The organism is Colwellia sp. BRX8-4, assembly GCF_014077345.1.
Taxonomy (GTDB): Bacteria; Pseudomonadota; Gammaproteobacteria; order Enterobacterales; family Alteromonadaceae; genus Colwellia_A.
Window position 1 is genome coordinate 15791 of sequence record NZ_JACGVS010000010.1, and the last position, 12083, is coordinate 27873.

General features: G+C 37.7%; 12 protein-coding genes. 1 reads left to right on the top strand and 11 read right to left on the bottom strand.

The features are described from left to right. Nucleotides 1–291: 291 nt before the first annotated feature. The 9 genes from H4J56_RS10015 to H4J56_RS10055 all read right to left on the bottom strand — a co-directional run bounded on the left by H4J56_RS10015 (nucleotide 292) and on the right by H4J56_RS10055 (nucleotide 7191). On the bottom strand, nucleotides 292–552 hold the full coding sequence (locus H4J56_RS10015) for an LPP leucine zipper domain-containing protein (RefSeq protein ID WP_182216463.1): 261 nt from the start codon (nucleotides 550–552) through the stop codon (nucleotides 292–294). A 92-nt stretch (nucleotides 553–644) separates the two neighbouring features. Then, nucleotides 645–1121 carry a potassium channel family protein gene (locus H4J56_RS10020; RefSeq protein WP_182221850.1) on the bottom strand — a complete coding sequence of 159 codons (477 nt, stop codon included), beginning with the start codon at nucleotides 1119–1121 and terminating at the stop codon, nucleotides 645–647. A gap of 25 nt (nucleotides 1122–1146) precedes the next feature. After that, on the bottom strand, nucleotides 1147–1476 hold the full coding sequence (locus tag H4J56_RS10025) for a hypothetical protein (RefSeq protein ID WP_182216467.1): 330 nt from the start codon (nucleotides 1474–1476) through the stop codon (nucleotides 1147–1149). A 3-nt stretch (nucleotides 1477–1479) separates the two neighbouring features. Then, nucleotides 1480–2118, bottom strand: a complete 639-nt coding sequence (locus H4J56_RS10030) for a hypothetical protein (protein ID WP_182216468.1) — start codon at nucleotides 2116–2118, stop codon at nucleotides 1480–1482. A 96-nt stretch (nucleotides 2119–2214) separates the two neighbouring features. Next, nucleotides 2215–2904, bottom strand: coding sequence for a PspA/IM30 family protein (locus H4J56_RS10035; RefSeq protein ID WP_182216470.1), 690 nt, complete (start codon nucleotides 2902–2904; stop codon nucleotides 2215–2217). Between the two features lie 23 nt (nucleotides 2905–2927). Continuing rightward, complete coding sequence (locus tag H4J56_RS10040) at nucleotides 2928–3341, bottom strand: YjfI family protein (RefSeq protein ID WP_070375922.1); 414 nt, start codon at nucleotides 3339–3341, stop codon at nucleotides 2928–2930. A 135-nt stretch (nucleotides 3342–3476) separates the two neighbouring features. Next, complete coding sequence (locus H4J56_RS10045) at nucleotides 3477–5183, bottom strand: polyamine aminopropyltransferase (RefSeq protein ID WP_182216471.1); 1707 nt, start codon at nucleotides 5181–5183, stop codon at nucleotides 3477–3479. A 117-nt stretch (nucleotides 5184–5300) separates the two neighbouring features. Continuing rightward, the gene (locus tag H4J56_RS10050) at nucleotides 5301–6203 is read right to left on the bottom strand and encodes a DUF350 domain-containing protein (RefSeq protein WP_182259266.1); all 903 of its coding nucleotides are present in this window, start codon (nucleotides 6201–6203) and stop codon (nucleotides 5301–5303) included. A 22-nt stretch (nucleotides 6204–6225) separates the two neighbouring features. Then, entirely contained in the window at nucleotides 6226–7191 is a 966-nt protein-coding gene (locus tag H4J56_RS10055; protein WP_070375925.1) for a hypothetical protein, read from the bottom strand. A 185-nt stretch (nucleotides 7192–7376) separates the two neighbouring features. Between H4J56_RS10055 and glnE the strand changes: the two genes are divergently transcribed. Then, nucleotides 7377–10250 carry a bifunctional [glutamate--ammonia ligase]-adenylyl-L-tyrosine phosphorylase/[glutamate--ammonia-ligase] adenylyltransferase gene (gene glnE / locus H4J56_RS10060; RefSeq protein WP_182259267.1) on the top strand — a complete coding sequence of 958 codons (2874 nt, stop codon included), beginning with the start codon at nucleotides 7377–7379 and terminating at the stop codon, nucleotides 10248–10250. A gap of 31 nt (nucleotides 10251–10281) precedes the next feature. On the opposite strand, the gene H4J56_RS10065 is transcribed toward glnE, so the two are convergent. Beyond that, nucleotides 10282–10962 carry a TcpQ domain-containing protein gene (locus tag H4J56_RS10065; RefSeq protein WP_182259268.1) on the bottom strand — a complete coding sequence of 227 codons (681 nt, stop codon included), beginning with the start codon at nucleotides 10960–10962 and terminating at the stop codon, nucleotides 10282–10284. 116 nt (nucleotides 10963–11078) lie between these two features. Beyond that, complete coding sequence (gene lpxL / locus H4J56_RS10070) at nucleotides 11079–12017, bottom strand: LpxL/LpxP family Kdo(2)-lipid IV(A) lauroyl/palmitoleoyl acyltransferase (protein WP_182244215.1); 939 nt, start codon at nucleotides 12015–12017, stop codon at nucleotides 11079–11081. Nucleotides 12018–12083 lie beyond the last annotated feature (66 nt).

Below are 12083 nucleotides of genomic sequence, written 5' to 3' on the forward strand. Positions count from 1 at the left end.
ATGCAATAAGTAGAGTAACGCAGGAGCAGTAACCTAGATGGCAAGGAACGACGATGTTCACAACGGTATGGCCATTTCTAGGCATTCATATAGTCACATGGTCTTGATACTCCTTGATGTCGATGTAAGAGTCGATAATGGTATTTCTTAGACAGGCTGTCCTTCAAGGCGTTTGTCCATCATTGCACGCCAATAGTCATAGTTTGTTGATACGAAAATAGCAGGCATAAAAAAACACGAGGCTGATATAATCAATCTCGTGTTTTATTTAATAGACCTATGGTCTAACCGTTATTTTTTGTAGCTAGAAGCAATGTTATCCATGCGTTCATTAGCATTAGCAACAGATGTTTTAACACCTTCTATTGTTTCTGTATTCATTGTTTGCTGACTTTTTACATCGGCAACTTCATCCGTTAAGGCATTAACTTTATTAGTTAGTGTATCAACCTTTTGGTTTAGGCTACTTACACTTGCTTCTAAAGCGTCAGTGTTAGCACAGCCTGTTGCCGTCATGATAAGTGCTGCTAGAGCAATAGTTTTAATTAACATAGTGTTTTCCCTTTTATTATATTTAAAAGACAAGTATGGCATAATATAATAAATTTATTACACATTATTTATTACACATTATTTATTAATATTTACTTGGTTGATTTGTGAATAACTTCTTCAATTTTATTGGCTAATAAATCAATTTTCACTTCGAGTTGCTTATTATGATCAAGTATTTCTTTATTTTGTCGGCGCAATTCTCTATTTTTAACGTCTGTGTTAGAAAATCCAAAAAAACGATTAATAAACTGCGCGCCAATAAAACTCATTAATCCAACACCAATATAGAACATACACATAACAACGACCCTGCCACCTGTAGTTACAGGATAGTAATCACCATAACCTATGGTACTAGAGCTCACTTGTAGCGCCCAGAAAGCATCATTATATGTTTTTATATTGGCCGTAGGTGCGGGTAATTCGAAATGCAGTAACAGTTTCGCTGCTCCAGCCATAATCAAATAGAGTGTCAATATTGTTAAGATTAATATATATCGAGATTTATAATTCTTAATACCAAATTCATCGATAGTGTAATGTTTAAGTCTATGGCGCATCATCATAATGTTTATAATTTCATTTTTGCAGTTAACTATTATTGTTTTGCGTAACATGTAGAATTAAATCATCCATTAATTTACGCTTTATTTCAAGTTGTTGTTCAGGAGAAAGGCCGTATTTTAAGGCTAATATTTGGTAATCATCTTGTCCTAAACTTACGGTTAAACGAGGTCGTTTAGGTCTTTTATTCGTTGGTAGGCCAAGAATATCACGAATTTGGTCTGATGGACTCAGACCGGCATGTAATGCTTGAGTACGAATTGCTAATTGAATTTTTTCATCCATATCAAAAGCAACTTGCACCGCCTTGACTGCTTGAATTGAAGATTGCCATTTTTCAGGTAATTTTCTGCTCACAAATTAGCTCCCCGGGAAAATATCGATAATATCAGAAGTTGGACGGTATAACGTAATAAATAAGTCGGTATCACCATCTTGCCATACTTCAATATCAATACCGCGCGATTGCTCTTCATCAAGTAAGCTATAAAGTTCAAATTGCTCGCCTGCTTCATTTCCTTCATAGGCGCTTAAACTTTCACTACGATTATCTCTGCGGTGAAAATAACCTACTTTTGCAAAAACTTGTTGCTGGTATTGTGGACTACTCCAGCCTGATGTTAATAAAGAATCTGACTTTCTCTCTAGAAAGGCTTCACCAGGTTCATCAAATACGGTGGCAAACTCATCTAAATCGAACAGTGATTCGATATCTTGGTGCTGAATTTTAAGAGCAAATTTAAGGTAAGTTTTATCATCACTTTCGATGGTTAAGTAAAGCTCAAGGTTGTTCGCACCTTGTAAAACCCATTCAGTTTGTGTGTTACTTTCAAATTCGTAGCAGTTAATGGCTGATACTTGAAACTGTTGTTTACGTAAGGACTCAGGTAAGGCGAAACTGTCGGTCAGCACAATAATATCTTTAATCTTTAACTCTTCAGCTGAGTTAACTTGGCGTTCGTCTTCTTTCTTTTTAAATAGTCGCTTTAGAAAACTCATATTCAGATCCCAAAAATCCGCCTAGTTGTTGGGAGGAAAACAGCTAGGCGGTTAAAACGGTATTCGTTAGTCAATAATGGCTAACGAGCATGTGTGTTACTTTTGTTTAGCTTTTAAACGGTCTAATACTGAATTCGCACTATTATCTGTGCCACCAATACCGGCTTGCTTAAGTTGAGCAGCTAATGAATTATCTGAGTTTTCAGATTCTAACACTTCTGCCGCTTTCATTTGATCATCAAATTTCTGCTGTTTAGCTTTAATGCGTTCTAAAGAATCTTTAGCATTTAACAGCTTAGAATTACTTGATGAAAAGTTATCTGTGATTGCCGATGTTGCTTTTTGAACACTTTCTGTTGTTTTAACCATAGAAAGTTGACGCTTATATTCACCTACTTGGCGCTCACTTTTCTTCACTAGTTCTTTTAAACGATTAGCACTACCTGAAAAACTATCAAGTGCTTGTTGTTGAGATGCTAGATCATTTTCCAAGTTAGAAATTTTTTCAGCAACAGCTAATGCTAACGTTTCATCACCTTTTTCAAGGGCTTGTACTGCATAGCCTTCGTGCTCAGTGACTTCGCGCTTTAAACGGTCAACTTCACGGCTTGATGACATTTGTTGAGCCATAACACCAGTAAGGTCACGTTTAGCTTTAGTTAAGTGATTTTCTGAATCACGAATCTCTTGTTCAAAAATACGGGTAGCGTTTGAATCAACAATTGATTCTCCAACTTCTGAAGCGCCACCTCGAATTGCGGTCATTATCTTTTTAAAAATACTCATAGTTTTTTCCTTAGGGTGGTTAATTAAATTAGGTACTCGCCCATATCATCTATAATTTCCATCGCGTTATTACTTAAAACGCCTAATTCGTGTTCAATATCATGAAAAGACGAATTAATAGATAGGGCACCAAAAATTACGTATTTATCACCAATTTTTGAAAATGATGATAAAGGCATCGGAATATTCATTTCTAACATGCTTACGTGCATGTCTTGAAGGTATTCAGGTTTTACTTCTTCTACGCCCCATAAGTAGGTGATACATAGTATTTGATCATCGGTTACAGAAACAAAAATTGGTAATTCTTCACGGTCGATAACAGTAATTTGTAAAACGTCCACTTCGCCTGAAATAGGCTGACAATCAAAAACCATCCCGGTTTCAGAATTGTCCGCTAAGCTATTTAAGTGATCAGCAATTTTATGAATGTTCATGTGATTCCTTAGTCTGTATTTTTCGTTAATAAATCTAAAAGTAAATATCTCTCAGACATATTATGTCGTTGAGGTAAATTTAGCACTTTGACATAATATGTCAAGAGCCGATTTGCATTATTTGTTATTTATTTGTCATTCTTGTAAATAAGCATTGTTCAAACCTTGTTGATCGCGCCATGCTTTTTGATGTAATTGATAAATATTATGGCTACCTAAATAGTTAATAGGAACATCTGCTTGGTTCTTATAAAAGCTTTTCGAAAACTCGAATGAATTAATCACCATAGGTAGTGTTAGCCAATGATGTTCAATTGGTAATTTTTCTAAAGACTGTAAACGGTTAAGGGGGCTAGCACCACGTTTTGACGCTATCGTCCAACCCCATTCGCCAAAGCTTGGCACATTATCGTGATATTGCTGAACGTGAGCGAATTTAGCCGCTTTTACTGTTTTTCCAATCGCAATAAAAGCATCTTTGGCATGATATGGACTTGCCGATTGTATGCCAATTAAGCCGTCACCCGCGAGCAACTGATGTAAGCGCGCATAAAAATTAACAGAATAAAGTTTATTTAAATCAGGGTGGCTAGGATCAGGTAGGTCAACAATGATGCTATCAAAGGTTTGTTGTTGTTTTAACAAGTTATCAATCGCTAAAAAGGCATCTTCATTAATAATTTTTACCCTAGGGTCTTGTAAACTTTTCTGCGTTAACTGATTAAGCTGAGCCGCCAACGATGGTGATAACTTTTCGGTAGGATCCAAAAATATTTGCATTAATTCGGCGTCTAAATCAATTAAGGTGACTTTTTTGGGCGACCACTGCAAGACATCACGTAATGCTAATCCATCACCACCGCCAATGATTAATATATTGTCATGTCTAGCAGAACCAGCCATAACAGGACTGACTAAATAACTGTGATAAATAAACTCATCAGCAGACGAAAATTGTAAACGGCCATTAAGATAAAAATTAATCACACTTGGCTGCTCTGCTCCCATATGTCGTTGGGTAAAGTTGAGTTGTTGATAGCGGGTCTTATCGGTATAAACAACTTTATCTAAATAGAGCAAGTTACTCATTTGATTTAACCAGCTATTACCAGACTGATAAATAACACCAATGGCGATCAATAATAAAATATGAAGTGAAACTAAGGTTTTTCGCCAGGTGAGTTTATCCCAAAAATGAAAGATAAAAATACCACCGACAATTAAGTTTAAGGCAGCAGTTAACGCACTGGCTTTACTGATATCAATGGATAATAAAAAAATAACCCAAATTGCAGCACCAATACCCGCGCCAACATAATCGGCGCCATAAATAGTGCCTAGGTTATTTTTTAAATGTTTTTGGTGAATTGATTCTCTAATACGTGCGATAAGGGGAATTTCCATACCAATGAAAAAACCTAAGATGAAACCAAAAAAATAGGGACTATTAAAAGCGAGCTGCGATAGTTGTTTTAAAAATCCACCCTGGGGCATAGAGTCGGGTGGCAAATTAAAGGTGTCTGCTAATACCTGTGGAAACGTTTGAGTGAGTGCTATTAAGCCACCAATAATTAAAATTGAGCTGCAACCTAAAAACGCGATGGTAAGCTCTAACCAAACAAAACCTTTGAATGCACAAGTGATCTTGCGTGCGGCAAAAGCACCTAAACCCATAGCGACAATCATCAAGCCTATCATGGCATAAATAGTACTTTCCATCGCGCCTAAGACACGACCAGCATAATGGGATAAAAGGTATTCATAGATTAAACCACAACCAGCTAAAACGGCCATGGTTAAAATAAGCAGTGTATCGTTCCAAAATAATTGTTTTTTATTCATAGTTATAAAGTACCTAGCACCATCAAATAAGGTCAATGGGTAATACTGTTCTTCCTGAAGATAAAAAAGCTTTAAGTGCTTATGCCCTTAAAGCTTTTTTGGTAAAAGAGGGGAAGGTTATGACATCAATGCGGTTAAAATGAGGGCAATTGAAATACTCGTTGCCATTTCAACACAAGCAACGCCTATATTTTGTTGTTGATCAACTTCTTCAACTAAATTAATTCCCCACAGTACAATACGTTTGGCAATGGCTGTTAATATTGCGACTAATAGAGTCATCACGACCGCAAATACAAACCAAGAGATTAAATTGTAAAATAAAGTTTCAGGTGAGTACGTAAGAAAGTGACTCGCTGCGGTAACGGCTAAAGCGGTACTAATTAATTGGCCAGCATAACGTATAGCAATTGCGGTTTGTCCCCGTGTAAATGCTTCTTGTAAGCAATCACCTTGATTATTTTTTGCGTATTGGCGCTCTTTTAAGCGGGTAACTAATAATAAAATAGCTTGAGAGATAATAAAGCCGGCAATGATGGCAATAAAGGTATCAACGTCTAAACCATGCACCCAAAGTAAAACCGCGCGAATGATGATAGCCGTCGCAATGGCACCTGCAGCATCAACAATACCTATGGTTAAATTTTCACTGAGAATTTCTTGTGTTTTATTGATGTGTTGCAGTGATAATTTATCATGGATAACACGTCCAATTTTTATCAGTATCAAGCCTAATGTGCCATAAGCGAACATGCCAACAAATTCCATCCAGTAGCTTGGCGCATTTTCACCACTGATTGCACCTGTAAGAACAATACCTAAGGCGGCAACACTCCCTGCGACACTGATGCCAAAAGCAAAGTTATCTTTTTGTGCTAACTCTTGCGTAGAGTTAACTTTAGCCGATAAACCTGAAATAAAACGCATTGCACCTAATAAAACAATCGCAATAGAAATATCAATAACTAAGTAAATTAATAAATCTTGATTTAGGGCAGTAATTTCAAAAAATGTATTCATGTTAATTCCTATATCCTACTCGTTATTTGCCGCGTCTAAAGCTGCGAGATGTGGTGCTTTTGCTGTTTCTAAAGCTGGAGCTTTTTGAGTAGCTAGACTTCTTTGCGTATGAACTATTGGTACTAAATCGCTTTGCACTGGTTTGTGCCGTACTACTTTGTTTAGAAAGGCTAGATGACCCCGTCCGACTTTTACTGTAAGTACTGTTATATTTTTGACCGCGGCTTTGAAATGATTTTTTTGTACGGGTATCTAAATCATTTTGTTTTTTTAATTGGCTTGGTGAACTATAGCGAGTTCGGCCGTAATCATTATAATAACTGTAGTTTCTTGAACGACCCCAATCATTATATGAAGTGCGGCGAGAACCAAATACATCACCCATCATTGAATACATGCCATACCATGCCCAAAAAGACATACCATTGCTTCCTTGCGTCCAACTACCATAACTTGGATTGCCAATTAACTGTTCTCCGGTACCAAAGTCCTGAGCATTATTGGCTTGTTTACTTTGTGCTTTTGATAACGAGTTAACGCGCGGCAAAACCCCATCAGACATGTCAGCAAGCACATTGAGTGGATCGCTTAATGCGTCGGAGTAAAGTACTGGGTCAGCGGCAAGATAAATGTTAACCAGTTCATTGAAAATATCTTCTTTACTGGCAAACATACTGGGTTGATTTTTAATGGTTGCTAAACGGTCAAGTAGCGACAAATACATTGGACCTTTTGTCGTCGCATCTTTGTTAAATTCGTTAATTAATTGCGTAAGATGAGGTTTTTGCTGTTGAAGTTTTTCAGCATATTGATGAATTAAACTGGCATTACGTACCTGACCATCCGTTAAGGCGTCAGCTAATTGTTGAATACGAAGCTCAGTGATTGGCGTTTGTTGTTTAATTTTTTCTTCGAAGGGATCAGAGCAACCGACTAAGAAAATAATCAAGCTTAAAAAAGCGTATTTGATGTGTTGCATTCCTGCCATAGTGTCCTCAAAAATGCTATTATTAACATATACTCAGGTTATTTGAGTACGAATTTGCTATCTATATGTGTAATATATATAACACGTTATTAATAGCATCATAGACATAATATGTCTATTAATTCGTGATTTCATTTGAAATTCTTCTTCCTTGTCTTTTGCATAGTTAACAAATGGGTCATTAAATGAATAAATCAACTCAGCTACCAAATATACTCTCCCTGCAACAGCAAAAAAGCACGCAATTGTTTAATCATCAATACCCCGAAGCAACCGCTAATTTGTCCAAGCAACAACTCGCTGATTTTCATCAAGCATTAATGGCAAGTGACTTTATATTAAACAGTGCATTGCAGTGCCCTGACATTGTGGTGTCTTTATTTTCAAGTGAACGTGTTTACCAAACTGACTGTCCCAATTATCAGCAAATGCTTACTGAGCTGATTGCCCCTTGTGAAAGTGAAGAGCAATTACATAAAATCTTACGGCAGTTTCGTTTACAAGAGATGGTTAATATTGCCGTTGCTGACTTGTTGTTTGATCTTGAATTAACCTTGTCGTTAGAGCGTTTATCCGAACTCGCTGACCAGCTTATTTTAGCCGCATTAAACTGGTTAACATTACTCTGCCAAGAAAAATGGGGCATACCTAACAGCAAAAATGGTGAGGTTCAACAACTGTTAGTTTATGGGATGGGCAAGCTAGGTGGACGTGAATTAAATTTTTCTTCTGATATCGATCTTATTTTTACCTACCCAGAAATGGGAGAAACACAAGGTGCTAGGCGTAGTCTTGATAATCAGCAATTTTTTATTCGTTTGGCACAAAAATTAATTACTGCCTTACATCAAAAAACGGCCGATGGTTTTGTTTATCGCGTTGATATGCGTTTACGTCCTTTTGGTGAAAGTGGTCCGCTTGTTTTAACCTTTAATGCCATGGAAGATTATTATCAAGAGCAAGGGCGTGACTGGGAGCGCTATGCGATGCTCAAAGCGCGTCTTATTGGTCAGGGCAAATATCATGACCAACTTTCAACCATACTCAGACCTTTTGTTTATCGTCGCTATATTGATTTTAGTGTTATCGATAGCTTACGCCGTATGAAAATGATGATCGCCCAAGAAGTGCGTCGTAAGCAATTAAATAACAACATAAAACTGGGTGCAGGCGGTATTAGAGAAGTTGAATTTATAGTGCAAGTGTTTCAGCTTATTCGTGGCGGGCGGATAAAAGAATTGCAACACCGCCGCTTATTAACGGTGTTACCTATTTTGGTCGAGAAAGAAGTTATTACCGCTGAGAATGAAGCCGTGCTGACCGATGCTTATTGTTTTTTACGACGAGTAGAAAATATTATTCAAGCGTTAAATGATCAACAAACTCAGACCTTGCCAGATAATACCTTGGATCAAATGCGTTTATTATGGGCACTTAATCATAAACAATGTCAAACATGGCCAGACTTTCTTGAGTTTTTAGCGTTAAAAATGAACAGCGTTCATCAGGAATTTTGTGCACTTATTGGCGAAGAGAGTCCAAATCATCAAGCGAAAGATCAGCATTGGACAGCATTGTGGGACAGTAAATGGTCAGACGAGGAGAGTGTTGCTTGGATCGAACAGGTCAGTGTCTTCGTTGATGCTAAAAAAATATGGAGTTTGCTCGCTGAATTTAGAGCTGAGATGGAAAAGCGCAGTATCGGTAATCGAGGGCGTGGCGTACTTGATAAATTAGTACCCGTTTTAATGTGGCACATACAGCAAGAGCATAGTGGTCACTTTACGCTAGAGCGGGTCTTAATTATTTTTAATAAGATATCAACGCGTACCGCCTATATTGAATTATTATTTGAAAATGAAGGCGCATTGAAGCACCTCATTAAACTGTGCCATCAAAGTAGCTGGATCGCAGAGCATATTGCCAAGTATCCGATATTATTAGATGAATTAATCGATCCTAAATTGTTACACAATCCGCCAGAGCTGAGTAGTTATTCTGCTGACTTAAGACAAGCAATGTTGCGGATACCTGAAGATGATCAGGAGGCACAAATGGACATGTTAAGACAATTTAAGCAAGCACAACACTTGCGAATTGCGACCGGTGATATTTGTGGGATCTTACCAGTAACTAAAGTTAGCGATCATTTAACCGCTCTTGCCGAAGCCATTATTGAAGAAGTTATTCATTTAGCTTGGCAACAAATGGCTCAGCGTTTTGGCGTGCCCGAGTCGACAGTTGGCGAAAACCATAAAGGCTTTTCTGCGATTGGCTATGGAAAAATGGGCGGTATAGAATTAAGTTATAGTTCCGATTTAGATTTGGTTTTTGTTCATAATAGTCAAAGTAATGAGGTTACTAACGGTTTAAAGCAGATCCCCGCTTCGCAATTTTACATGAAACTAGCACAGCGTATTATGCACATTTTTAATACACGTATGGCCAGTGGTATTTTATATGAATTAGATATGCGGTTACGTCCTTCTGGTAACTCTGGTTTGTTGGTCGTTCATGTTGATACTTTCGCACAATATCAGCGAGAAGAAGCATGGACATGGGAACATCAAGCGTTAGTCAGAGCTCGTACTGTATTTGGTAACCTTGAATTAGCTAATAAGTTTTCAGCCATAAGGCAAGAAATACTGACTTGCGTCCGTGAACGAGCAAATGTTAGTGCCGATGTCTTAAAAATGCGTGCAAAAATGCGTGCGCATTTAGATAAATCAACATCGGCTGACACTGACATCAAGCAAGGCGAGGGTGGGTTAGTTGATATCGAATTTTTAGTCCAATTCCTTGTGCTTAGCGAAAGTGCAAAGCACCCAGAGCTTTGCAAATATTCCGATAACTTGCATTTACTTAAAGGGCTACAACACTGCGGAGTAATAAGCTCAGAGCAACAAAAGCAGCTAACGACTAGTTATTGCACGTTACGTGATTTTGGTCACCACGCGACCTTAAAAAATGAGCAGCAATTATTGACTAAGGTGGACTTTGAAGTAATAGCTGAAAACGTTGCTGCTATTTGCCTGTCACTGTATGAAAAATCTTTATAGAAATGTCTGATAACTACAAAGACGTTATTATTTAGCGTCTTTGAGACTTTTGCGGTAATAAAATACACTCTTCATCTAGGTAGGGTATATCCAAATCAATCAGTACAATGGCTCGTTGTTGATGACAAAAATAGACCTTAATACCTTCGCGAAAGTGTCCTTCAACCGCTTTACCAACTTGGTAAGCTGTTTTGATGATTTCTTTATTAATACGAAAAGGGTCTTTGACCAAAAAATCTCTATTTAACCACCAAATAACTTCTAAACCCTCACTATTTGCATATTCTGAAAGTTTTTGAAAGAGTGTTTCACCTAAGCGAAATGGGTGGTTTTCATTGGTGCCACGCCAGTTTTTTCGTAAGGGACGTGTGACCATGCGCCGAGCTTCTAGCAGTTTGACAATGTCACCCGTTGGCTCTTGCAAGTAAACTATATTATTACGAATTTTTGGACCTGAACTGCCATCGTCACCATGTAAGTTGGCGTAAAAGCGAGATAAACCATCTGCCGCCGCATTGTTACTTTTTATTTTTGAAGTCGATGACTCTGATGCCAGAACGGCTTTATCTGCTGGTTTAATTGGCGCAACTTCTGCTGTTGCCTGGGTATCATCCGACAAAGAAAAAAATAGCTCTTCTTGGTTATCAAATAATAAAAAAGCTAAAGCAATTAGAATTGAACCAAAAATAATGTTGCGTAACCAAAAGTTCATATAAGGCTGTCTTAGTTATGAGGCCATATGGAAAATTCCAGTATGGTGTACCTATAATAAATACTACCATACTGAAAAGTTGTTATTTATACAATGCTGATGATTTCAACCATGACTTATTTGTAAAGTGAAGGGTCATCTTCATTAGGTCTTGTTTTAAAACGTCGATGTAACCACATATATTGTTCGGGCTTAAACATAATGGCTTTCTCTAGCTCTTGGTTGATGCGAATAACGTCAGCCTCGTCATTATCGGTAGGGAAATTCTCCATCATTGGCTTTATTTCTAAAGTGTATCCGCTGCCATCATCATTTCTGGTCGGTATGAGTATGTGACTTTGTACGTTTTTCTGGCGAGCAAAAATTAATGTACCCGTGGTTGTTGCAGCGTCAGGTACAGCAAAAAAAGGCACAAATAAACTGCGATTTCGACCATAATCTTGATCGGGCAAATAAATACAAACTTCCTTATCACGTAGTGCCTTCATTAAGCCCTTAACGTCGCGCTTACCCAACATGTATTTATTGGAGCGGCCACGACCTCTAAACTGAAAAAATTCCATTAGTTGATTATTGTGTGGGCGATAAAAAACCACCGTAGGGTGTCCAGTACCCATGCCACGACAGTTAATTTCTACACTTAAGTAGTGCATGGTTAAGAGTAAAACACCTTTACCTTCTCGATGGGCTTTTTCTAGATGCTCAAGGCCAACAATCTTTGTTTTTCGTCTAACTCGCCAATCTGGCCACCACCAGCCCATGCCGGTTTCAAATAAGGCGATGCCGGTATTTTCAAAGTTTTTCTTTAAAATACGGGTACGTTCTTGTGCCGACATTTCTGGAAAACATAGTTGCAAGTTTTTCATCGCAACCGTTTTGCGACTTGAGCCTATTTTATACAGTAAGCGCCCGAGCATCCTGCCGAGCATTAATTGTAATTTATAAGGCAACCATGAAATGGTATAGAGAACAATTACCCCAAACCAAGTTAACCAATACTTAGGTAATAGGAAGGATATTTTAAAATCAGGTTGTAAAACTTTATTTTTACTCACGGGATGATGTCAACTCATTGAAATTCATGTGATACAATATTAACCATTATATCTGTATATCCATAA